We start from the raw sequence: 23,237 nt of genomic DNA, 5'->3' as shown, positions 1-23,237 counted from the left end.
AAGGCTGTCAGCTTACGCGAACTTCCTGCGAGCGGCTGGAACCGAGGCGGGAACCGGCGTTTCGGCAGGCACGTCAGGTGCCGATAGAGGCTGGCCGAGTGCGGTCACCACAGGCACCACACCAGCCCATATATCCGTCCCGAGATCTTCCTTGTCGTCCACCGGTCCGCCCGTGCGGACCTTCGTGCTGACATGGTCGATATCCATGACAAGCACACCGGTTGCCTTGTGTTCCTTCGGCATCATTTCGCGGCATTCATCCCAGCGGCCAGGCAGAAGATGGTCGGTGATAGCGGCCAGGGCATCGATCTGTTCCTGTTCGCTTTCGACAAGCCTCGCCGTGCCATGCACGATCGCGCAGCGATAGTTCATGGAATGATGGAAAGCGGAACGCGCGACCACCAGACCATCTACAAGTGTCACGGTAAGGCTCGCCGGTACGCCGTCCGCGTTTGACTTGATGATGCGGGTGGTGCTCGCTCCATGAATATAGATGCGGTCGTCGATCCGGGCATATGCCATCGGGATCACCATCGGTCGGTCTTCGTGAATGAAGCCGCAATGAGCGACAAGGCCCGCATCCAGGATGTCGTAGGCAACGGTCCTGTCGTATCCGCCGCGGTTCATCTGGCGGATCTTGGCATAACGGGGCAGATCCGCTGCCTGGCGTTTTTCCAGAGTGGACATGGTCTCGTCTCCAATTGACTGTTTGTCTTGTGTTGTGCTGTTTGTCCGATAAATTGGCTCCAAAGAAGGTCCGGTTTTTGGAAAATGACAGAACCAGTTTTTCCTGAAGGCATCCTGTCTCTTGAGCGGTCGGCTGACGTGCCATTGGCGGAACAGATCTATCGCGGCTTTCGTGACGCCGTGCGCACAGGCTTGCTGCGGTCGGGAACAAAGTTGCCATCCACGCGGCGGTTGGCGGCGTCGCTCAACGTTGGACGCAACACCGTCAACACGGCTTATGACCTTCTGCAAGCCGAAGGCGTGATCACCGTGCGCACCGGCGCTGCTCCCCGCATTACCGAAGGGCTGGTGCTGGAAGGTGTGCAGGCGCAGCGCAAGGCGGAAGCATTCGGGCTGAAGCTGTCGCAACGAGGCAGGACATTGAGTGCCAACTTGCGCGGCGAGGGGTGGGCCTATCGCCAAGGAGGCTTGCAACCGGGTGCGCCGGCACTTGATCTGTTTCCCTACGAGGAATGGGCAAGATCACTGCGCAGGGCCGCCCGGCTCGAGCGCAGCGCGGATCTCCACTATCAGAATTTTGCCGGTCTTGAGGTGCTCAAGCGGCAGATCGCCCGGCACCTTGCGGCCGAACGCGGGGTTCGGGCTGACCCTCATCGGATTCTTGTCACGAGCTCAACACAGGCCAGCCTGACGATGCTCAGCCAGGTGCTCACTGATCCGGGTGACGACGTCTGGCTGGAAGAACCCGGCTACCTCGGCGCGCGGACGGCCTTTTCCGGGGCAGGTCTGACGATCCGGCCACTGCCGACCGACGGCGAGGGCGCGGACGCGTCGAAGATGGCTCATCTGGATCAGCCGCCGAAGCTCATCTATGTCACACCGTCCCATCACTATCCCCTTGGGGCACGCATGCCCTTGGCGAGGCGTCTGATGCTTCTTGATGTTGCCCGTACCTGCGGCGCGGTGATCCTGGAAGACGACTATGACAGCGAGTTCCTGTTCGAGGGCAGGCCTGTGGCTGCGCTGCACGGACTGGCGGATGAGGGACAGGTTGTCTACATGGGCACATTCGCGAAGAGCCTGCTCCCCGGGCTCCGGATTGCCTATTGCGTCGTACCAGAGGTTCTTGTAGCCCCGCTCACCCAAACCATGCGCAATATCGGCTGTTCTGCCAATGTTCAGGCCCAGGCTGCACTCGCATACTTCATGGATTGCGGGGCCTATCAGAAGCACCTGAAACAGATCCGGCCAGTTTATCTGGAGCGGGGGACGATGCTCGCCGGCGCGTTACGGCAGAGGCTGGGCAATCGTGTTGAAGTTGCGCCTCTTACAGGCAATGTGCAGTTGACGGTCATGTTCCGGGAGCCCGTCAACGATATTGCCCTTGCAGTCGCCATGCAGGACCGTGGCTTTGCCGTTTCACCACTCAGCAATTGTTATCTTTCCGAAGGAGGGCGGCCGGGGCTTATTGTCGGCTTTGCCGGTGCAAATGCACGGCAGATCGAGGAGGGCGTGGACACCCTTGCCGGTTTGCTTGGTACTGGACACGCGTATTGACCAGTCTTGCTTCAAAGCCGCATGGTCGGGACGTCCCCGTGAACGATCAGCGAGGCTTCTGTTGCGGAGATGACATCATCGACACTCAGGCCGGGACCCGTTTCTCGCAAGACGAGGCCGTCGTCCGTCGGTTCGATCACGGCCATTTCCGTCACGATCAGGCTGACACGACGGCGAGCTGTCAGGGGAAGTGTGCATTCCTTCAGGATCTTGGGGTGGCCCTTGGCCGTGTGAACCATTGCGACGATCACCTGTTTGGCGCCGGCCACAAGATCCATTGCACCGCCCATGCCCGGAACCATCTTGCCCGGGATCATCCAGTTCGCGAGATAGCCACGTTCGTCCACCTGCAAGCCGCCGAGAACCGTCATGTCCAGATGGCCGCCGCGGATCAGGCCGAAGCTCATGGCGCTGTCGATGGAGGCAGCTCCCGGAACGGCGGTCACGAAACCGCCGCCGGCATCGGTGAGGTCGGGGTCTTCCATCCCTTCCGGCGGGCGGGCACCCAGGCCGATCACACCGTTTTCGGCCTGAAAGAAGACATGCACTTCCTTCGGCAGGTAGTTGGCCACCAGAGACGGCAGGCCGATGCCGAGATTGACCAGCGTACCGGCCTTGATTTCCTGTGCCACGCGCCGGGCGATGATTTCCTTGTCGTCCATCAGGCGGCCCTTTCCAGAAGATGATCGACGAGAATGCCGGGTGTTTTCACGCTATCTGGCGAAATCACACCCACGGGTACGATCGTGTGCGGTTCCGCGATAACGGTCTTGCCCGCCAGAGCCATGGTCGGGTTGAAATTGTGGGCGGTGAGGGAATACTCCAGATTGCCGACGTAGTCCGCCCGGTAGGCGGCCAAAAGGGCAAAATCGCCATGGATGGGAGTTTCCAGAAGATATTCCTTGCCGTCGACGGTGATCTTCTGCTTGCCTTCCTCGACGAGCGTGCCGATGCCGGTCGGGGTCAGGATGCCACCCAGACCGACACCGGCCGCCCGGATGCGTTCGACCAAGGTTCCCTGGGGAACCAGTTCGACATCAATCTCGCCGGATATCATCTTCTGCTGGGTTTCCGGGTTGAGGCCGATGTGCGAAGCGATCACCCTTGAAACCGAACCTGCGCTGACGAGCTTGCCGATGCCACGACCCGGCATGGCCGTGTCATTGGCCACAATCGTCAGGTTTCTGGTGCCTTTCGCCACGATGGCGTCAATCAACCGGTGGGGCGAACCCACCCCCATGAAACCTCCCACCAGCAGGGTGGCTCCGTCTGGAATGAGGTCCGCAGCTTCCTGCGTCTTGATCGCGTGTTTCACGAAAACGTCCCCCGGAATGAAATCCTAAGGGGACGTTAGCCGTTGGCGTCGCACAAGAGAAATGAAGTTTGTGCGACGCAGTATTATTACCGAGACCGTGAACCCGTTACAGGGCTCGATCAAGGCTGGTTACGCTGCCCGCACCTTGCCCAGGAAGTCCTGCATGGCGTGGCGCAGTGTATTGGACTGTTCATGCAATTCGCCGACAGCCGCATTCATGTCCGAGCTCAGGTTTGCCGTTTCGCTGGCAGCGCCACTGACCTCGGAAATGGATCTCGAAACGCTTTCGGTACCCTGTGCGGCTTCGGAGACGCTGCTGGCGATTTCGGTCGTTGCCAGGTTCTGTTCTTCCGCTGCACCGGACATGGCGTGCGTGTTTTCCGAAATCTTCTGGACGAGACCGGCAACAGACTCGGTTGCTTCTGTCGACGCATCCGCGGCCTGGCGCATTTCGGTGATCTGCCGGTCGATTTCCTCTGTCGCCTTGGATGTCTGTTCCGCGAGTGCCTTGACCTCGGATGCAACAACGGCAAAGCCCTTTCCGGCCTCGCCGGCACGGGCAGCTTCAATGGTCGCGTTGAGGGCGAGCAGGTTGGTCTGTTCGGCAATATCGGTGATCAGCTTCGTAACGTCACCGATGCGCGAAACCACCTGCTGCACCGTCGCTACGGCTTCGTTGGATCGCCCGACTTCATGTTCCGCTTCCTGGGCGATTTCCGAGGATGATCGCACCTGTTCCGTGATTGCACGGATGGAAGCTGAAAGTTCCTCTGTCGCGCTGGCCACGGTATTCACGTTGGTGGTTGCCTGTTCGGCGGCTGCCGAAACGGCCAGGGCCTGGTCCGTGGTGTTGTTGGCAATCGTTGACAGTGATCCGGCGGAACTGGTCAGCGCATCCAGTCGTGTAATCATCCCGTCGCAGATGTTGAGGACAGTTGCTTCGAAGTCGCTGGCAACCTTCTCCATTTCCTCGCGCTTGATGCGTTCGGCGTTGATGCGTTCCGCTTCAGCCTGTTGCTCAAGTTCGCGTGTGCGGATCAGGTTTTCGCGGAAGACGCCGAGCGCGCGGCCGAGAAGACCGATTTCGTCCTTACGGTCGCTGATATCAACCGTCTGAGACGTGTCTCCGGCCGACAGCTTGTCGGTTATGACGGACAGTCTCGATAGCGGCGCTGAAATCGCGATGTGATTGAGGAAGCCGAGGATCATCGCAAGCACGGTGAGGATCAGTGTGCTGGAGAGCGAGACGATCTGGACCGTGTTCAGTGAGCTGTTCTGGGCAATAACCGATTTCTGCCGTTCCGCATCAACTGCGTCGGCAAGCTGTCGGCTTTGCTGCTGAACAGCTGACAAAAGACCCGAGCTTTCCGGTGTCAGGTCAATCGCACGCGCCATGTCGACCGTCTCCGGTGTGCGCATCAGTTCGATCTGGCGTGCGGCAATCTGGCTGTACCAGGTTTCCCAACTTGATTTCAGTTCGGAGAGATGGCTTTGAAACTCAGGCAGGCTCGCGTCGACAAGTGAGCCGACTTCCGAAAACCCTGTCAGAATTTCATCGTTCAGATCCTGGGACCGGGTGAGAAGATCACGGTTGCCGGTGAGCAGAAAGGATTTCACCGACAAAGCCTGCGCTGCGATCTTTTCCGTGAGTTCAGCCGTTTCCACGTTGAGATCCGACAGGTTGTTTGCTGTCTTGACTTCATCCAGAGCCGAATGCGTCTGATAGGCACTCATGCCACCGGCCACTGCGCCGACCAATGCGAGCGTCAGGAACCCTGCGGCGATCTTTTTGCTGACGGATAGATTTTTGAACATGGTATTTCCCGCTTAGGATCCCGTACCCTGACGACGCATCAGTTCGGTCAGGTTGAATTCGACTGTTGCGGCCCCGATGGCTTTCTTGGTTTCGGGGTCAGTGATCGTCATGTTGAGCTGGGCACGCCAGATCTTGCTTCCGTCGTCCCATTCCGGTTCGTCGATGAAAACGGTTTCAGGGCCGTTCGGGAAGGTCTTTTGGAACTTGGCCTCGTCTCCCTGCCAGTAGTCGCTGGTAATCGCACTTTGCCCGACGTTCAGACCGTTCGCGTCCATGACGAAGATTTCTGGATAGAGGCCGAGGGACCCTGCCTGAACGCGCAGGAGATAGATCGACAAGGGGGCGGACAGGGTCGCGGAAATCAGGGGCTTGTCCGCTGCCTCGCGTTCCTGTCGCCATTGGGCGTCCAGTGCGTCGATGTCTGCCTGGGAAAGAGACCCGCGCAAATTGTTTTGTGCGTTGATCGACAAGGCGACAATCGGGTTGGAAAGCCATTCGGCAACGGCTTCCACGATCTCCGGCTGGATCAACGCTTTCGCATCGGGCGGTGTTTCCGCAGCCTGGGCTGCAGTTGCCAGCATGATCGCAGGCAGGAAGACGCACAGTTGACGCATTTTTAGCTCCATGTTTGTTCCCATTACCTTCCGTCACATGAGTTTCTTATTGCTTAATATTTGGGCAATGGCGGGAAAAAGTTTTTATCATTCGAAGATCTAGTAAAAATTTATATTGATAATTTTTACAGTAATTAGAATTACTTTCCTCTTTTCGCCGTTCCGGGGTTGGCGGGTTTTGCCGCAGGCTCTTGGGTGTCTGGCCCGATGGCACCTTGACAGTTTTGCCAGCCTATAGCCCTGCAAGAGCTAGCTTGCGTGAGGATTGTGAAGTGTGCGAACGGGCGAGGCGGGGCGCGAAGTCGCAGCCGCCAGTGGACGGCAGGTTGGCGGAATGACACAGGACGGGGACGCTATCCCGGGAATTCGCGCTGCACGGCATCGACTGTCGCTTGACCTTGTCCGCAAAGCCTCCTAAGTCCCATGCGCCAGTCGGTCGGACAGCCGCTGCCGCAAGTGCCGAAAGGCCGCGGGGGAGGAAAGTCCGGGCTCCATGGAAACACGGTGCCGGGTAACGCCCGGCGAGGGCGACCTTAGGGAAAGTGCCACAGAAAGCAAACCGCCCCGGACAGATCGAGAGATTTTCCCGGGGTAAGGGTGAAAGGGTGGGGTAAGAGCCCACCGCGCAACTGGCAACAGCGGCGGCATGGTAAACCCCACCGGGAGCAAAACCGAATAGGGACAGCGCGAACCGGAGCGATCCGGTTCAGGCCGGTTTCCAGGCCAGTTGTCCGGGTTGGTTGCGATAGGCGTCTGGCAACAGACGTCACAGATGAATGGCTGTCACGTCCGCGTCAGGTCTCGTATCTGGCCGGGCCATACAGAACCCGGCTTACAGGCCGGCTGGCTCTTACCTTCCCTGTTCAGCCCGCTGCATATTGCGGCGTGCTGCCAAGAAATGTTCCGTAAGCTTCTGCGTTCGGATAGGAGAACTGCTCCGCCAACGGGTTCGCGCGTTTCCGCTTGGCAGCCCCCATATCCGCCAGCAGTTCGTCGAAGTGCCGGAAGTGGAAGGGGGCAGAGCAAAGACCGCCATAGACCTGGGCAGCCGGCCGTTCCCGCCGACGCCAGTGGAGCATCTGGTCGATGTTGCTGCGCATTTCCCTATCCGTCGGCTGATGGGCCAGTTGCCCGTCGGCATAGCGAACCAGCCAGTTGGCAATCATTTCCGCCGACAACACGGTGCAAAAACTGGAGTTGAAGCCGACAAAGCCCATGTCGGGCAGGTCCGGGTTCACCGACAGACGGTAGACCCTGTATTGCCCGTCGGGCTCAATCAGTTTGTCCCGGTATTCCTTCGCCAGATATGGAATGCCGAGTTTCCAGCCGACGGCCAGCACAGCCAGATCACAGGGCAGTGCTTCTCCCGTGGACAGGATGACCTGGCCATTCTCATAGCGCGCGAAGGTTCCCCGAACCGGGCGGATGCTGCCCGCTTCAAAACCTTCAAAAAGTCCCGGTGTCACGATCGGCAACGAACAAGAGGCGTCCTTTTCGATCGGGATATCCGGAACCATGTCCCATTTCTTCAACTTTAGCTGAAACTTGAGCAGGGTTTCCAGCCCTCTGAAATTTGCCCAGATCAATGGCTTGAAGGCAACAGAGACCGCTTTTGCAAGGCCGGTCCGGCCCCAGCCGTTGAACTGCTGTTCCTGGGCGCGCATGTAGAGCAGGCGTTTGAAATTGATGCCACCTACAAAATAAGGCACGCGCCAGACCGGTTCCCGGTAAACCAGCGTAACCGATTTCGCACCGTTTCTGGCGGCGTTGACCACCAGGTCGGTCGCGGATTTGGAGCCGCCGAGGACGATCACATGTTTGCCCCGCGCCATGCTGCTGTCGGTATAGTCCGAGCTGTGCAGCACCTGGCCGCCGGCGGCCTCGAAGGCTTCTTGCCCAGGGTGGGAAATGACGTTCTTGTCCGAAAACTGGCCGGTGCAGATGGCGACGAAGTCGAAATCTTCGCACCAGGTTCTGCCGGCCGCCTCAAGTGTCAGCGTCCAGCCCGGATTGCCATCCTTGCGGCGATCCATGGACAGGACATTGGTGTTCAGCCGGAACAGGCGGCCGAGTTTGTGTTTTGTCGCATAGGCATGCAAATAGGCATGTACCTGAGGCCCTTTCGGCCATTCAGGATAGTCGTCCGGCATGGGCAGGTCGGTGAAGCGGTAAAGGTCCTTGGGCGACTGGGTCTGCACGTCCGGATAGGACCGCGACAGTTCCCAGACACCACCGAAATCGTGGCTTCGCTCGAAGCCCATCACCCGGTGCCCGCGTTCGTCAAAGGCTTTTGCAGCCGCAAGCCCGCTCACGCCGCCGCCGATTACGGCGACAGTCTTGCGTTTCGTCATTCTCGATGTCCTCTCGCCTCAGGGGGCGCCGGCAGTGTGGTATCTGCCGGCAATCCACCCCGTCACGTCAAAAGCTGGATCAGGCCGTGTTGGCTCAGGCCTGATCGGGAGGCGGCAGAAAGTCGACCTCGTGCAAGGCGGAAAGCCGGACCAGTTCAGCCGGATCTGTCACGCCGTCGAGCGCGCCGAAGAGTTCGAAGAGTTTACGGGACGGCGCAACACCGAAGACACAGGTGGCCGTCTTGCCAGACCTGTTGAAGATGCCGTGGGCTTCACCCATCGGCATGCGGATCGTGTCGCCCGCCTTTGCCTTGTGGGTCTGACCACCCATTTCGACTTCCAGCTCCCCTTCCAGCATCACGATCCATTCGTCCTGGGTCGGATGTATGTGAGGCGGGACAAAGGTCTCCGCCGGGATTTGCGCATGCCAGATGAAGGCATTGCCGCTCAGGAGTTTCGGCGTATAGGTGTGCCCGACCACATTCCAGCTGATATTGTCCAGTCCCGCGTTAGCTGCGGTAATGCCTGCGCCATCTTGCATGATTGTTCCCCTCATCGCTCATTTGGTGCGCTTTGGTCTTTCGACAGGTGAAAGGCTAAGCGCGGCTCGATGGATTTCTTTATCCAGAAAGCGAAATTACTTGGCCGGATGCAGTAAAATGACGCATGGCACACAAGGTGGCGCTTGAAAGGGCCTCGCAGCAGCGGCATGCTTCCACAATGTTGTCTCAGGCAGAAAGCAAAACGCCGCTCGATCGCTTCAAATGCTTCGAAACCACGGATGTGGACGAAGCCAGGGAAATCGTTGCCCGTCACTTCTGCAATCATCGCCTGGGGCGTTTTTCGGCATCCGACAGGTTTGATGCCTGCCAGAACCGGGTGCGTGGGCAGCATCTTTCCCTCAACTACCTGCGGTATGGCGCTGATGTGGCGATCGAGCCAGGAGAACTTGCCGAGTTTTACCTGATCCAGCTTCCAATTGCCGGCATGGCTGAGGTCCGCAATGGTTGTCGTTCCATGGTGTCCACGCCGAGGGTTGCCTCCATTCTCAATCCGGACCGGCACACTGCCATGCGCTGGCATGCCGGCTGCCAGCAGATCCTTCTTCAGATCGAGACCGGTTTCCTGCAGGAAGTTGCAAGCAGAATGGCCGGTGTGAGTGTTGGTCAGGTTCGCTTCGAACCCGAATTCAATCTTCTGTCTCGCGCTGGTGCTGCCTGGCGCCGTCGCTTGCGCGGTGTTCTGGGCGCAGTCGAGGAAGGGCGGGTTTTTCAGGGGGGAGGGAGCCCGGAACAACGCCACCTGGAAGAAGCCCTTGTCGGAGCGCTGCTGGAATTTCAGCCGAACACCGCATCGCCGCTGCTGGAACGGCGGGAGACCGGCAGGTCACCGGCCATCCTGAAGCGTGCGGTCAGCCTGATCGGCGAGCGTTTTGCCGACGACATCAGTCTTCTGGATATCAGTACCCACGCAGGAACCTCGCCCCGGAACCTTCAATTGCAGTTCCGGCAGGAATACGGCTGTACTCCGCTTCAGTACCTTCAGGGCGTCCGGCTGAGTTACGCACGGCACCTGTTGTTGTCGGAGGGGCACAGTCTGCCCGTGGCAGAGGTGGCCTACCGGTCCGGCCACCGGCACCTGGGCCGGTTCTCGGTTGCCTACCGGGAGCGGTTCGGCGAGACACCAGGGGCCACGGGTCGGGCGCTCAGGTTCGGTTGAGACACTCGCCACGAAGGCGGTTTTCTTTCTCCACAAGTCTTTCCAGATAGGCAGAAATTGCCGGTTTTCCGGGCTTCGATGCGGAAAACCTCCGTATTCCTGCGAATCCGATTCTCCAATTGTGTCAAGGCTTCATTAAGCATGTTTGCCTTAAGGTCTCTCGACGGGGTCGTGTGCGATCAAATCGAGCCGGAATCCATGAGATTCCATTGACCGCCCATGATTTCCCATGGTATCCCATAAATACCCAGAATGGGGAGCGCGGGCCCATCTCAGTAGGGTCATGGACATCGATTTAACGGTTCTGAAAGTGCCGTTTTTGCAAATTGCGTGTCCGGGCAAGTTGCCGGCCTTCCTCTCATTTACGGGTGAACTTGGGATTTGAACGGGTGGGGACCCGTTTCGAGGGGATGAATGGCCGGCTTTGTTTCTCACTTTACCAACCGGCTGGATGCCAAGGGTCGCGTGTCGATCCCGGCGCCCTTCCGTACGGTATTGGCGAGAGATGGATTTGAAGGCCTATATTGCATTGCTTCTTCACACTGCGCGGCTGTCGACGCGGGCGGGAACGATCTGCTTGCTGAAATCAACAAGCGCTCGGAAGCCTTTGCAAAGCTCTCTCCCGATCATGATGCACTGGCGATCGCCCTGTTCGGTGCCAGTGAAAACCCGAGGATCGATGGGGATGGCCGCATGACCATTTCCGACATGATCCGCGAACACACCGGAATTACCGACCAGGTCACCTTCGTCGGCATGAATTACAAGTTCCAGATCTGGGAACCTGAAAAGTTTCGCGAGTACCGCGCAGAGGCCCAACGGCGTGCGCTCGCGATGCTGTCGGGGCAAAGCTCCGCATCCTCTCAGGGAGAGCCGGTATGATGGCACTCGGCGACAGAGACGTTGCTCCTGACGCTGGCGGACCCGAGCGCCATGTGCCGGTTCTCCTGAAAGAGGTTCTGGAGTGGCTTGCACCGCAGCCCGGCGAGGTGATTGTCGACGGTACTTTCGGTGCCGGAGGTTATTCCCGCGCAATTCTGGAACGTGGTGCCCATGTGATCGGTATCGACCGGGATCCGGACGCGATCGCCGGCGGGCAGGAGCTTGTGAAAGCTTCCGAAGGCCGGCTGATGCTCGTGCCGGGTCAATTTGCGGGTCTTGAAACGCATGCCCGCGGTTGCGGTTTCGATGGTGTCGACGGTGTGGTTCTCGATCTCGGCGTTTCTTCCATGCAGCTTGATGAGGCTGATCGCGGCTTTTCCTTCCTGCGCGATGGGCCGTTGGACATGCGTATGGAGCAGGCCGGGCCATCGGCTGCGGATGTCGTCAATGAGTTGCCAGTGAAGGATCTGATCCGCGTCATCGGTCTGTTGGGCGAGGAAAAGCGGGCGACGACAGTTGCGCACGCCATCGACAGGGCCCGCAAGGAAAAGCCATTCACTCGGACCCTGGAGCTGGCGAACCTGATCGAAAAGGTGCTTGGCCGGTCACCCAAGAAGGCACAGATCCATCCGGCAACGCGAACCTTCCAGGCGCTGCGGATCTATGTGAACGGCGAGTTGCATCAGGCGGCTGAAGCGCTGGGCGCGGCCGAGCGGATTCTGAAGCCGGGCGGACGCCTTGTGCTGGTGAGTTTCCATTCCCTCGAAGACCGTATCGTCAAGCGGTTCTTCCAGGATCGGACCCGGACCCGCGGTGGCGGATCACGACATATGCCGGAGGAAGACGTGCCTCCGGCGACATTCGAATTGTTGACGCGCAAGGCGGTGGAAGCTGCCGACGCTGAAACGGACATCAATCCGCGGGCAAGATCCGCGAAGCTTCGGGCCGGGCGGCGGACCGAAGCTGAGGCGCGAGAGCTGGACATCCATCAGGCGGGTGTCCCACGTCTCGCAGCCTTCCATGGGCTAGGGGGCTAATATGGTTCGAACGCTGAACATCGTGTTCATACTGGCGGTCGTGATCGGCGCGGCGACGGTCTATGACATGAAGCTCGCGGCGACGAAGTCTGCGGAGAAGGTTGCCGATCTGAAGCGGCAGATCGATGAGGAGCGCGACTCTATTCGTCATCTGAAGGCGGAGTGGAGCCTTCTCAACAAGCCGGACCGGCTGCAGTCCCTTGTCGAACGCTATAACGATTATCTTCTTCTTGAACCGCTTGATGTGAAGCAGATCGTGACAACGGAAGATCTCCCGGCGCGTCCTGTGATGCTGGAGCCAATCGGTGGCAGTCAGATGGGCGGCTATGCCGGCTCGTCTGCTGTGATCCAGTGAGGGTGCGGTCATGACGATGGTTAGTGAACCGGCCAGCTTCCTTCAGGTAAGACGGGCTCATCCGCGGGCGACAAGGGACTCCGTCTCCGCCAGCGCGGTCAAATCCCGTGTCTATGTGGCCATGCTTGCCTTTGCCTGCGTCTATGTTGCGATCGCGGGCCGGCTGGTCATGCTGGCGCAAATGGAAGAGGCGCCGTCCCATGCCTGGATTTCGGCGCAGGATTCCGTTGCCGCCTCTCGTCCGGACCTGATCGACAGGAACGGCGAGATCCTTGCTACCGACATCAAGACGGCTTCGCTTTACGCTGAACCGCGCCGCATCATGGATGTGGACGAGGCGGTCGAGGGGTTGATCCGTATCGTGCCGGATCTGAACGAGGGGCTCGTGCGTCGCCGCCTGGAAAGCGGCGCCGGCTTCGTCTGGCTGAAACGTGAAATGACACCGCAGCAGGCAGAAAGAGTTCACAATCTCGGCCTGCCGGGTATCGGCTTCCTTTCGGAAAACCAGCGTTTCTATCCGGGTGGGCCGACCGCGGGCCATATCGTTGGTTCCGTAAACGTCGACAATCAGGGCCTCGCCGGGATCGAAAAATACATCGATGACTCCTGGTTGAGGGACCTTCAATCGCTTGGCTTCACGTCGGACCGTACGATGGAGCCGGTGAAGCTGTCCGTCGACCTGCGCGTCCAGCATGTCGTGCGCGATGAGCTCGTGAAGGCGATGGAACGCTACAAGGCGATCGCTGCGGCCGGTATCGTTCTGGATGTGAAGACCGGCGAAGTGGTCGCCATGTCCTCCCTGCCGGACTACGACCCGAACGACCGGGCCCAGGCCCTGGAAAAGGACCGCCTGAACCGGGCAACCGGTGGTGTCTTTGAAATGGGATCGGTCTTCAAGACCTTCACGACCGCAATGGCGCTGGATTCGGGGGCTGTCTCGATCAATGACAGCTTCGATGCGACCCGTCCGATCAGGGCTGGCGGCCGCACGATTTCGGATTTCCACGGGAAACACCGCATCCTGTCGGTGCCTGAAATCTTCATCTATTCATCCAACATCGGCACCGCAAAAATGATGCTGGCGACCGGTATTGCGCGCCAGCAGGACTTCCTGAAGCGCCTGCACCTGACTGACCGTCTGCAGACCGAGTTGCCGGAAAATGCAGCGCCGCTGTTGCCGCCGAAATGGAACGAGCTGGCGGCGATGACCATCTCGTTCGGGCACGGTATCTCGGTAACGCCGATGCAGACCGCCGTTGCCGCCGCAGCGCTGGTGAATGGTGGCGTCCTGCTTCCGCCAACCTTCCTGCCGAGAAGCCCCGAAGACGTGCAAAAGCTTGGCAAACAAGTCGTTTCTCCGGAAACGAGCCGCATGATGCGTTATCTCTTCAGGCTGAACGTGCTCTCCGGTTCGGGCCGCCGGGCCGATGTCCCGGGCTACACGGTCGGTGGCAAGACGGGCACTGCGGAGAAGATCGAGAACGGTCGATATGTCAACAACAAGCGCCGCAACTCGTTCCTGTCGGCCTTCCCGATGGACGACCCGCGCTACGTGGTTCTGGTCGTTATCGACGAGCCGAAACCGGAACGCGACGGCATTGGCGCGACGGCTGGTCTGAACGCTGCGCCGATGGTTGGCGCGATCGTTCGCCGCTCGGCTCCCATGCTTGGTGTGATGCCGCGGTTCAGCAAAGGGGATGAACCAATCGAGATTTCCTATTAAGGAGACGAGCTGAGCTTTGAAAACCGGCGGGGTCGCAGCCGAAAACCGGTTTTCCGAAAATGCTCATTAATGACGACGCACAAACCGGATGATCGGGTGAGATGGATCTTGAGTATTTAGCTGCCGGGCTGACCTTGCCCGAAGCGGCAGAGGCTCGGAAAATTACGGGGCTGACGGCTGATAGCCGCAAAGTTCAGCCGGGCTTCTTGTTTGCCGCCTTCAAGGGGGCTTCCGTCGACGGGACAAAATTCGCCCCGGACGCAGCAGCGGCCGGGGCAATTGCCATTCTGTGTGCTGAAGAGGCCGCAGATGCAGTGCGTGCACAGGTGCCGAAGACGGTTGCCGTTGTCAGTGCCGCAGAGCCTCGTCAGGTTTTTGCAAGAATGGCGGCCCGTTTCTACGGAGCTCAACCCGACACAATCGTTGCCGTAACCGGAACTGCGGGCAAGACATCCGTTGCTCATTTCGCCCGCCAGATTTTCCAGTCTGCAGGCCATCCTGCCGCAAGTCTTGGTACACTGGGCGTTATCAAGCCGGATGGAGAAAGCTACGGCGGCCTGACAACGCCGGACCCGGTTGCCTTGCACAAGCAGTTGGCAGAGCTGGAAGAAGAAGGTGTCAATCACGCGGCGCTTGAGGCCTCTTCGCACGGTCTCGATCAGTATCGGCTGGACGGAGTTCGGTTGACGGCGGCCGCCTTCACCAATCTTGGCCGCGATCACATGGATTATCATCCGACGATCGAGCATTACCTGAATGCAAAACTTCGCCTGTTCATGGAGTTGCTTCCGTCAGGCGGCACAGTGGTCTGCGATCCGGGTGAGAAATATGCTGACCGGGTCATGGCGGTCGCGCAGGAGCGAGGATTGCCGCTCTTCACGGTCGGAGAAACCGGCCGGAACCTCACCCTGACCGGCCTGAAACCGATGGGGGCAGGGCAGGAACTGACGATCCAGAGTGCGCGCGGCGAATACAAGGTGACGCTGCCCCTGATCGGTCGCTTCCAGGTTTCCAACGCACTCATTGCTGCCGGTCTCGCGATTGCCGCTGGCATCGACACGGGAACTGCCTTGCGGGCCCTTGAAAACCTGAAGGGGGCTCCGGGCCGTCTTGAACTTGCCGGCAAGACGCCAGCAGGCGGGCTGGTTTTTGTCGATTACGCCCACAAGCCGGACGCGCTTGATAACGCCCTTGCGGCCTTGAAGCCGTTTGCCCGTGGCAAGCTGTCCGTGATCATCGGCGCCGGTGGCGACAGGGACCCCGGAAAACGCGAGCTGATGGGGGAAGTCGCGGCTCGCAGGGCCGATCTGGTTATCGTCACGGACGACAACCCGCGCTCGGAAGATCCGGCGACCATTCGCAAGGCAGTGTTGAGTGGCGCACCCGATGCAATGGAGATTGGCGACCGGTATGAAGCGATCGCAGAGGGAGTTCGCCGCCTAAAGGATGGCGATATCCTGTGTGTGGCCGGAAAAGGTCACGAAACGGGCCAGATTGTTGGCGACACAGTGATTCCCTTTTCCGATCACGAAGCCGTAAAGCGCGCCATCAGTCTTGAAGGAAACACATGAGCGACCCGCTTTGGACCCTTGATGCCTTTGTTGAAGCCGCCGGTGGCCGCCTTCAGGGTGATGCTGGCGCTGAAATTACCGGTATATCCATAGACAGCCGGACGCTGGAGCCGGGTGATGCATTCGTCGCGATCACCGGTGACCGTCTGGACGGGCACGATTATGTTGCCGCCGCACTGGAAGCCGGCGCATCGGTGGCGCTGGTTGGCGAGGATCGCTTGCCCGATCTGCCCGAAGATGGCCGCTACGTGGTTGTGGATGATCCGCTTGAAGCCATGCGCAAGCTCGGTGTCGCAGCGCGGGCCCGCAGCAATGCCCGCATTGTCGCGGTTACCGGTTCTGTCGGCAAGACCGGCACGAAGGAAGCGCTGCGCCTGACACTGACAGAATCCGGCAAGGTTCATGCCTCGGTTGCCTCTTTCAACAACCATTGGGGCGTACCGCTGACATTGGCACGCATGCCCGCCGACACGGATTTCGGTGTCTTCGAGATCGGCATGAACCATGCGGGCGAAATCTCGCCGCTGGTAAAGATGGTGCGCCCGCACGTGGTGATCATCACCACCGTTCAGCCGGTACACCTGGAATTCTTCGACAGCGTCGAGCAGATAGCCAAGGCAAAGGCCGAAATTTTCGACGGACTGGAGCCTGGTGGAATTGCGATCCTGAACAAGGACAATCTGCAATTCGACCTGCTGAAGTTTCTGGCGGCTGCTGCCGGTGTTTCCAAAATCCAAACATTTGGCGAAGACCCTTCGGCAGACAGCCATCTCCAGAAGGCAGTCTCCTATCCGGCCGGATCGAGTGTCGATGCCAGCATTCTAGGCCAGGAAATCACCTACAAGATCGGGGCGTCGGGCAAACACCACGTCAAGAACAGCCTGGCGGTTCTGACCGCGGTCGTGGATCTGGGGGCGGATCTTGCAAAAGCAGGACTGGCACTCGATTCCATGCGCGCACCCAAGGGTCGCGGCGAGGTGACCCGTCTGCCCATGCAGAAGGGCGAGTTCAACCTGATCGACGAGAGCTACAACGCCAATCCCGCCTCTATGAAGGCAGCACTTGCCGTGCTGGGCGAGGCGCCTGTCACAAGGCCGGGTCGCCGTATTGCCGTCATTGGAGACATGCGCGAACTGGGGACCGATGCCGACCGTTTGCATGCGGAGTTGCTCCAGCCGATTACCGACGCCGATATCGACGCGGTCTATTGCGCGGGCCCGCACATGCATGCGCTCTGGAAGCTGCTGCCGCATGACCTGCGTGGACACTACTGCGAAGAAGCAAAAGATCTGGAAGACGTGCTTTTGGGCGACGTCCGTTCCGGTGATGTTGTTATGATCAAGGGATCGCTCGGAACCCGGATGGGCCCGCTTGTCGAGGCCTTGAAAAAAGAATATCCGCCTGCGGACGACACCGCAGCGGCGTAAGGGGCATTGGATGTTTTATTTCTTGGGGCAATTCGCGGATCAGATTTCAGCGCTGAACGTGTTCCGTTACATCACTTTCCGAACCGGTGGCGCGATCATGACCGCGCTGTTTTTCGTTTTCCTGTTCGGACCGAAAATCATCGCCAGTCTTCGGATCCGGCAAGGGCATGGGCAGCCGATCCGCGCCGACGGACCTGAAAGCCATCTGTTGACCAAGAAGGGTACGCCCACCATGGGCGGGTTGATGATCCTGTCAGGGGCCCTGGTCGCGGCATTGCTTTGGTCGGATCTTTCCAATCCTTACGTCTGGGTGGTCATCGGCGTCACCCTCGGGTTCGGCGGCATCGGTTTTTATGATGACTACCTGAAGGTCACCAAGTCTTCGCACAAGGGATTTGGCGGCAAGGCCCGGTTGGGCCTGGAGTTCCTGATCGCGGGCGGCGCGGCCTTCGCGGTTACCCTTCTGGATGTGTCCGAATACTCGGAAGCGATCACATTTCCCTTCATCAAGGATCTGACGCTCAATCTCGGTCTTTTCTTCATTCCCTTCGCGGCCTTCGTGATGGTTGGCGCGGGGAACGCGGTCAACTTGACCGACGGTCTCGATGGTCTGGCAATCGTACCGGTGATGATCGCCTGCGCTTCCTTCGGCCTGATTGCCTATCTTTCCGGTAATGCGGTTTTTGCCAGCTATCTCCAGATCCACCACGTTGCCGGCACAGGCGAACTTGCCGTCATCTGCGGTGCCGTGATCGGCGCGGGTCTCGGCTTCCTGTGGTTTAACGCCCCTCCGGCTGCCATCTTCATGGGTGACACGGGATCACTTGCTCTCGGCGGCATGATCGGTGCTATCGCGGTTGCCACCAAGCACGAGATTGTTCTGGCCATCATTGGAGGCCTCTTCGTGCTCGAAGCCGTGTCGGTCATCGTGCAGGTGTTCTCCTTCAAGCTGACCGGCAAGCGGGTCTTCCGCATGGCGCCGATCCACCATCATTTCGAGATCATGGGCTGGACCGAAAGCCAGGTGGTGATCCGCTTCTGGATCATTTCCGTCGTGCTTGCCCTGCTCGGCCTCGCAACCTTGAAGCTGAGGTAGGCGCATGATCCCGGTCACCACATTCGACGGCAGAAAGGTTGCCCTGTTCGGGCTCGGCGGGTCCGGGCTTGCAACAGCGCGTGCGCTGAGGGCTGGCGGTGCGGATGTGGTCTGTTACGACGATAACGAAGCCCGGGTCGCACAAGCTGCCGGCGAGGGGCTTGCAACGCAAGACCTTCGGGACCTTGACTGGTCGGACGTTGCCGCACTGGTTCTTGCTCCCGGTGTGCCGCTGACCCATCCGGTGCCGCACTGGTCGGTGGAGCTGGCGCGTGAAGCGGGCGTCGAGATTGTCGGCGATGTCGAGCTTTTCTGCCGTGAGCGGCGCAAACAATGCCCGTCCGCGCCGCTGATTGCGATTACCGGTACCAATGGCAAGTCGACGACCACCGCCCTGATCGCGCATCTCCTGAAGGCACTCGGCCGGGACGTGCAACTCGGCGGTAACATCGGGACGCCGGTTCTGGAGCTGGATCCTCCGCAACCCGGTCGGCACTATGTGGTGGAGTGCTCTTCCTACCAGATCGATCTGGCGCCGACCCTGGATGCAACGGTCGGCATTCACATGAACCTGTCGCCGGATCATCTCGATCGTCACGGGTCCATGGAAAACTACGCCGCTATCAAGGAGCGGCTTGTTGCCGGTGCCAAGGTCGCGGTTGTGGGAGTTGACGACCGGTTGTCCTCAGCAATTGCCGACAGGCTTGAACTTGCACGCAAGCCCGTGTGCCGGATCGCTGGTGAAAAGGAACTCACCAACGGTATCTACGCTCGCCACGGGCGACTGATCGAGGCGCATGACGGTAGCCAGATCGAAGTAGCCCTGCTTGGCGGGATCGACAGCCTCCGCGGTGACCACAACGGCCAGAATGCGGCGGCTGCCTTCGCGGCTCTGCGTGCGCTGGAAATTCCGGCAGCGCAGATCGCCGAAGCCCTCAAGACCTTCCCGGGACTTCATCACCGCATGGAAGTGGTGGAGAAGAAGGGCCGGGTTCTCTATATCAACGATTCCAAGGCTACCAACGCTGACGCTGCGGCCAGAGCATTGGCAAGTTTCGACCGGATCTACTGGATCGCGGGCGGCCGGGCCAAGGCGGGTGGTATCTCCTCGCTGGACGAATATTTCCCGAAGATCGCCAAGACCTTCCTGATCGGAGAGGCGGCTCAGGATTTCGCCAAGACGCTGGATGGCCGCGTGCCGTTCAAGATCAGCGGAACGCTGACCCAGGCCGTGCAGGATGCCGCTGCCGAGGCGGCGGAGGACGGTGCGGCTGAAATCGCCATACTTTTGTCGCCCGCCTGTGCGAGCTTCGACCAATTCCCGAATTTTGAACTGCGGGGCGCTGCTTTTGTAGATGCGGTGCGTGCCTTGCCCAATTCCGGCAATACCCAGGAGGTCGCCTGATATGGTTTCGCGCGCCGATCGCAGCCGCTTTGCGGAATGGCTCTGGACAGTGGACCACTATCTGCTTGCCGCCTTCAGCCTGCTGATGGTTGGCGGTGTGGTGCTTTCGTTTGCAGCCAGTCCGCCGGTTGCCGAACGCATCGGCGTTGAAACCTTCTATTTCGTCAAGCGACAGGCCATGTTCCTGATACCGGCCCTGACGATCATGCTTGCCGGCTCGCTTATGACGCCGCGCATGGTCCGGCGGGCGGCACTCATCCTGTTCATCGTGTCACTGCTGATGATGGTTGCCACCCTGTTCCTGGGGTTTGAGGCCAAGGGTGCGAGGCGCTGGATCTATATCGCCGGGCTGTCGATACAGCCGTCCGAATTCCTGAAGCCTGCCTTCGTGATCCTGATCGCCTTCCTTCTGTCGGAAAGCGGCCGCCGGCGCGAGGTGCCTGGAGTGCTCTTCGCCTTTGTACTCTTTGCGGTTTGCGCGGCTCTCCTGATCGCCCAGCCGGACTTCGGTCAGACCATGCTGCTCGGCCTGGTCTGGGCAGGGCTGTTCTTTCTGAACGGGATTTCCTGGCTCATCATCATGGCGCTTGGCGTCATCGGGATCGTCGGCCTGTTTGCCGCGTATGCCTTCCTGCCGCACGTGACCAACCGCGTGGACCGGTTCCTCGACCCAAGCTCCGGTGACACCTTCCAGATCGATACGGCCAAGGATTCCTTTCTTGCAGGCGGGTGGCTGGGCCGTGGTCCGGGGGAGGGCACCGTCAAGCGGATCCTGCCTGACAGTCACACAGACTTCATCTTCGCCGTTGTCGGCGAGGAGTTCGGCGTAATCGCCTGTCTGCTGCTTGTCTCCGTCTTTGCATTCATCGTCTTGAGAGGCCTGCGTCACGCCAGCCGTGATCAGGATGCTTTCAGTCGTCTTGCCACAGCAGGACTGACCGTGCTGTTCGGCCTGCAGGCCACGATCAATCTCGCGGTGAACCTTCACCTCATTCCGTCCAAGGGCATGACCCTGCCTTTCGTTTCCTACGGCGGGTCGTCGCTCTTGTCGTCCGCCATGACCGCTGGTGCCATTCTGGCGCTCACGCGCAGGCGGCCGCAGCCGTCGCGCGGTGATGTCGTCACGGTGAGCCGGCTTTCACCCTCTTCCCTGATGTAAGGCCCCAAGCCGCACTCATGAGCAAAACTGTTTTACTGACGGCCGGCGGAACGGGCGGCCACCTCTTCCCCGCACAGGCGCTGGCCAGCGAGTTGATCCGGCGCGGCTGGACCGTGGAACTTGCAACCGACGAACGGGCCGACAAATACGGCAGCGCCTTTCCCGCTCGCAAGGTTCACATCATCGCCTCGGAGACCATCCGGGGGCGCAATCCTTTCCTGCTGGCGAAGACTGCAGTAAAACTGTTTCTTGGAACGCTGCAGGCACGCAAGGTTATCAAGTCCTTGAATCCGGATGTCGTGGCCGGGTTTGGTGGTTATCCGACGTTTCCGCCGATGTATGCTGCCCGGCTCACGGGCACGCCTTCCATTCTGCACGAAGCAAACGGCGTCATGGGGCGGGCCAACCGCCTGTTGGCGAAGGGCGTGACCGCCATTGCCACAAGCGTGCCGATCGAAGATCTGCCGGCGGATTTCAAGGCCAAGCTGACTGAAACGGGCAACCCTGTTCGGGATGCCGTCCTCGCGGCTGCGGAGTTGCCCTACTCGGCACCGCTCACTGGTGGAACGTTCAACCTGCTGGTCTTCGGCGGATCCCAGGGCGCACGCTTCTTTTCCGACCTGTTGCCGCCGGCGCTTGAAAAACTGCCTGCCGACATCCGCACCCGTTTGCGGATCGTGCAGCAGTGCCGTCCGGAGGACATGGAGCGGGTACAGGCAGTTTATGACAGTCTGGGCGTTCAGGCCGAATGCGCGCCGTTCTTCCAGGACATGCCACAGCGGATTGCCCAGGCGCATCTGGTGATCTGCCGGTCCGGTGCGTCGTCGGTCAGCGAGCTCAGCGTTCTTGGCCGTCCCTCCATCCTGGTACCGTTGCCCGGAGCCATTGATCAGGACCAGGCTGCCAATGCCAAGGTGCTTGAAAAAGCAGGTGGGGCCTGGCCGATCCGTCAGGTCGACCTTTATCCGGAGCGGTTGGCCCAGGAAATCACCCGATTCATGAATGCACCCGAAATGCTTGGCGAAGCAGCGCAAAAGGCGCGCAGCGTCGCCAGGCCTGACGCGGTGAAAAGACTTGCCGACCTCGTCGAGAAGGTCGCAGCAAAACAAGGAGAACGGCCATGAAGATGCCGCAGGATATCGGACCGGTTCATTTTGTCGGCATCGGCGGTATCGGCATGAGCGGGATTGCCGAAGTGCTGAAGACCCTCGGCTACACGGTGCAAGGCTCGGACATGGCGGAAAACGCCAATGTTCAGCGCCTGCGTGACAACGGCATCAAGGTTTCCATTGGCCATGCCGCAGAAAACCTCGGCGATGCCGAGGTGCTGGTCGTGTCTTCCGCCATCAAGAAGGACAACCCTGAACTGGTCGCGGCCCGTGAAAAGCTGATCCCTGTGGTGCGGCGGGCGGAAATGCTGGCCGAGCTGATGCGCTTCAAGCAGGCGATCGCCGTTGGCGGCACACATGGCAAGACCACGACCACATCGATGGTGGCCGCTCTTCTCGATGCCGGCGGTCTGGATCCGACGGTGATCAACGGCGGTATCATCAATGCCTATGGCACCAATGCCCGCATGGGCGAGGGTGACTGGATGGTTGTCGAGGCAGACGAGAGCGACGGCACCTTCGTCAAGTTGCCGGCTGATGTCGCCATCGTCACAAATATCGATCCGGAGCATCTGGATCACTACGGCGACTTCGCCGGCGTACGCGCTGCCTTCCGGCAGTTCGTTGAAAATGTGCCCTTCTACGGCTTTGCCGTCATGTGTCTCGACCATCCCGAAGTCCAGACGATGATCGGGACCATCGAAGACCGGCGTGTCGTCACCTATGGCGCCAATCCGCAGGCCGACGTTCGCTACACCGATGTGTCGATGGATGGTGGCAAGTCGATCTTCTCCGTGACCCTTCGTGACCGCCGCAGCGGGCAGGTGATCGAACTGAACGACCTGACGCTGCCGATGCCGGGCCTTCACAACGTTTCGAATGCCACCGCGGCAATCGCGGTTGCCTCACAGCTTGGCGTCGAGGCGGACGACCTCAGAAAAGGCATTGCGGCCTTCGGCGGCGTCAAGCGGCGCTTCACGCACACCGGAACGGTGGGCGGCGTTCAGATATTCGACGATTACGGCCACCACCCTGTTGAAATCAAGGCCGTGCTCCATGCGGCGCGCGAGTCGACAAAAGGCAAGGTAATCGCGGTGATGCAGCCGCATCGCTATTCGCGCCTGCACAGCCTGTTTGATGATTTCTCGAACTGCTTCAACGATGCGGACGCGGTGATCATCGCTCCTGTCTACGCCGCGGGGGAGCAGCCGATCGAGGGAGCGGCACATACCGATCTCGTCTCGGGCATGAAGACCCGCGGTCACAGGAACGTTCGGGCGATCGAGGGCCCGGAAGAGCTGCCGGCGCTTGTCAAGGAACTGGCCGAGCCGGGCGACTTCGTGGTTTGCCTCGGGGCCGGCAACATCACCCAGTGGGCATACGCACTACCGAAACAGCTGGAAGAGCTTTAAGG

At 59.9% G+C, this 23,237-nt stretch carries 20 protein-coding genes and 1 other RNA gene; 14 read left to right on the top strand and 7 right to left on the bottom strand.

What is annotated here, in order from left to right; all coding sequences use genetic code 11:
• Positions 1–12: 12 nt before the first annotated feature.
• On the bottom strand, positions 13–687 hold the full coding sequence (locus HCG46_RS03175; RefSeq protein WP_168684571.1) for a pyridoxamine 5'-phosphate oxidase family protein: 675 nt from the start codon (positions 685–687) through the stop codon (positions 13–15).
• A gap of 84 nt (positions 688–771) precedes the next feature.
• Between HCG46_RS03175 and HCG46_RS03170 the strand changes: the two genes are divergently transcribed.
• Complete coding sequence (locus HCG46_RS03170; protein WP_168684569.1) at positions 772–2,244, top strand: PLP-dependent aminotransferase family protein; 1,473 nt, start codon at positions 772–774, stop codon at positions 2,242–2,244.
• A gap of 11 nt (positions 2,245–2,255) precedes the next feature.
• Here the strand turns inward: HCG46_RS03170 and HCG46_RS03165 are convergent, their stop codons facing one another.
• From HCG46_RS03165 to HCG46_RS03150, 4 genes are all read right to left on the bottom strand, one after another.
• Positions 2,256–2,906 (bottom strand): 3-oxoacid CoA-transferase subunit B, encoded by a 651-nt coding sequence (locus tag HCG46_RS03165; protein ID WP_023000476.1) that lies wholly within the window; start codon positions 2,904–2,906, stop codon positions 2,256–2,258.
• Positions 2,906–3,559 (bottom strand): 3-oxoacid CoA-transferase subunit A, encoded by a 654-nt coding sequence (locus HCG46_RS03160; protein ID WP_077292340.1) that lies wholly within the window; start codon positions 3,557–3,559, stop codon positions 2,906–2,908. The genes HCG46_RS03165 and HCG46_RS03160 overlap by 1 nt, the downstream gene beginning before the upstream one ends.
• A gap of 129 nt (positions 3,560–3,688) precedes the next feature.
• Positions 3,689–5,374: a methyl-accepting chemotaxis protein gene (locus HCG46_RS03155; RefSeq protein ID WP_168684567.1), complete on the bottom strand. Its 1,686-nt coding sequence runs from the start codon at positions 5,372–5,374 to the stop codon at positions 3,689–3,691.
• A gap of 12 nt (positions 5,375–5,386) precedes the next feature.
• The gene (locus tag HCG46_RS03150) at positions 5,387–5,989 is read right to left on the bottom strand and encodes a hypothetical protein (RefSeq protein WP_035908842.1); all 603 of its coding nucleotides are present in this window, start codon (positions 5,987–5,989) and stop codon (positions 5,387–5,389) included.
• A gap of 428 nt (positions 5,990–6,417) precedes the next feature.
• Between HCG46_RS03150 and rnpB the strand changes: the two genes are divergently transcribed.
• An RNA gene (gene rnpB, locus HCG46_RS03145) (RNase P RNA component class A) lies at positions 6,418–6,840 on the top strand.
• A 12-nt stretch (positions 6,841–6,852) separates the two neighbouring features.
• On the opposite strand, the gene HCG46_RS03140 is transcribed toward rnpB, so the two are convergent.
• Both HCG46_RS03140 and HCG46_RS03135 read right to left on the bottom strand, forming a co-directional pair.
• Complete coding sequence (locus tag HCG46_RS03140; protein ID WP_168684565.1) at positions 6,853–8,340, bottom strand: NAD(P)/FAD-dependent oxidoreductase; 1,488 nt, start codon at positions 8,338–8,340, stop codon at positions 6,853–6,855.
• Positions 8,341–8,434: 94 nt separating this feature from the next.
• Positions 8,435–8,881 (bottom strand): cupin domain-containing protein, encoded by a 447-nt coding sequence (locus tag HCG46_RS03135; protein ID WP_168684563.1) that lies wholly within the window; start codon positions 8,879–8,881, stop codon positions 8,435–8,437.
• A gap of 125 nt (positions 8,882–9,006) precedes the next feature.
• Between HCG46_RS03135 and HCG46_RS03130 the strand changes: the two genes are divergently transcribed.
• The 12 genes from HCG46_RS03130 to murC all read left to right on the top strand — a co-directional run bounded on the left by HCG46_RS03130 (position 9,007) and on the right by murC (position 23,235).
• The gene (locus HCG46_RS03130) at positions 9,007–10,059 is read left to right on the top strand and encodes an AraC family transcriptional regulator (protein ID WP_209009292.1); all 1,053 of its coding nucleotides are present in this window, start codon (positions 9,007–9,009) and stop codon (positions 10,057–10,059) included.
• Between the two features lie 414 nt (positions 10,060–10,473).
• Entirely contained in the window at positions 10,474–10,941 is a 468-nt protein-coding gene (locus HCG46_RS03125; protein WP_023000484.1) for a cell division protein MraZ, read from the top strand.
• Positions 10,938–11,978, top strand: coding sequence for a 16S rRNA (cytosine(1402)-N(4))-methyltransferase RsmH (gene rsmH / locus HCG46_RS03120; protein WP_023000485.1), 1,041 nt, complete (start codon positions 10,938–10,940; stop codon positions 11,976–11,978). The genes HCG46_RS03125 and rsmH overlap by 4 nt, the downstream gene beginning before the upstream one ends.
• Before the next feature lies 1 nt (position 11,979).
• The gene (locus tag HCG46_RS03115; RefSeq protein WP_023000486.1) at positions 11,980–12,333 is read left to right on the top strand and encodes a hypothetical protein; all 354 of its coding nucleotides are present in this window, start codon (positions 11,980–11,982) and stop codon (positions 12,331–12,333) included.
• A 10-nt stretch (positions 12,334–12,343) separates the two neighbouring features.
• A complete protein-coding gene (locus HCG46_RS03110; protein WP_023014553.1) occupies positions 12,344–14,056 on the top strand; it encodes a penicillin-binding protein 2 in 1,713 nt (570 codons plus the stop codon).
• Between the two features lie 101 nt (positions 14,057–14,157).
• Positions 14,158–15,627, top strand: coding sequence for a UDP-N-acetylmuramoyl-L-alanyl-D-glutamate--2,6-diaminopimelate ligase (locus tag HCG46_RS03105; RefSeq protein WP_168684561.1), 1,470 nt, complete (start codon positions 14,158–14,160; stop codon positions 15,625–15,627).
• Complete coding sequence (locus HCG46_RS03100) at positions 15,624–17,054, top strand: UDP-N-acetylmuramoylalanyl-D-glutamyl-2,6-diaminopimelate--D-alanyl-D-alanine ligase (protein ID WP_168684559.1); 1,431 nt, start codon at positions 15,624–15,626, stop codon at positions 17,052–17,054. Before HCG46_RS03105 ends, HCG46_RS03100 begins: the two co-directional genes overlap by 4 nt.
• A gap of 10 nt (positions 17,055–17,064) precedes the next feature.
• Positions 17,065–18,150 carry a phospho-N-acetylmuramoyl-pentapeptide-transferase gene (mraY, locus tag HCG46_RS03095; RefSeq protein ID WP_023000490.1) on the top strand — a complete coding sequence of 362 codons (1,086 nt, stop codon included), beginning with the start codon at positions 17,065–17,067 and terminating at the stop codon, positions 18,148–18,150.
• Positions 18,151–18,154: 4 nt separating this feature from the next.
• Positions 18,155–19,555, top strand: a complete 1,401-nt coding sequence (gene murD / locus HCG46_RS03090) for a UDP-N-acetylmuramoyl-L-alanine--D-glutamate ligase (protein ID WP_168684557.1) — start codon at positions 18,155–18,157, stop codon at positions 19,553–19,555.
• A gap of 1 nt (position 19,556) precedes the next feature.
• The gene (gene ftsW, locus HCG46_RS03085) at positions 19,557–20,714 is read left to right on the top strand and encodes a putative lipid II flippase FtsW (RefSeq protein WP_023000492.1); all 1,158 of its coding nucleotides are present in this window, start codon (positions 19,557–19,559) and stop codon (positions 20,712–20,714) included.
• Positions 20,715–20,731: 17 nt separating this feature from the next.
• Positions 20,732–21,838: an undecaprenyldiphospho-muramoylpentapeptide beta-N-acetylglucosaminyltransferase gene (gene murG / locus HCG46_RS03080; protein WP_168684555.1), complete on the top strand. Its 1,107-nt coding sequence runs from the start codon at positions 20,732–20,734 to the stop codon at positions 21,836–21,838.
• Positions 21,835–23,235 carry a UDP-N-acetylmuramate--L-alanine ligase gene (gene murC, locus HCG46_RS03075; protein ID WP_023000494.1) on the top strand — a complete coding sequence of 467 codons (1,401 nt, stop codon included), beginning with the start codon at positions 21,835–21,837 and terminating at the stop codon, positions 23,233–23,235. Before murG ends, murC begins: the two co-directional genes overlap by 4 nt.
• Positions 23,236–23,237 lie beyond the last annotated feature (2 nt).

The organism is Labrenzia sp. PO1 (assembly GCF_012273635.1).
GTDB lineage: Bacteria > Pseudomonadota > Alphaproteobacteria > Rhizobiales > Stappiaceae > Roseibium > Roseibium algicola.
Note: the sequence above shows the minus strand (reverse complement) of the source record. Positions and strands in the feature narration are given on the sequence as shown.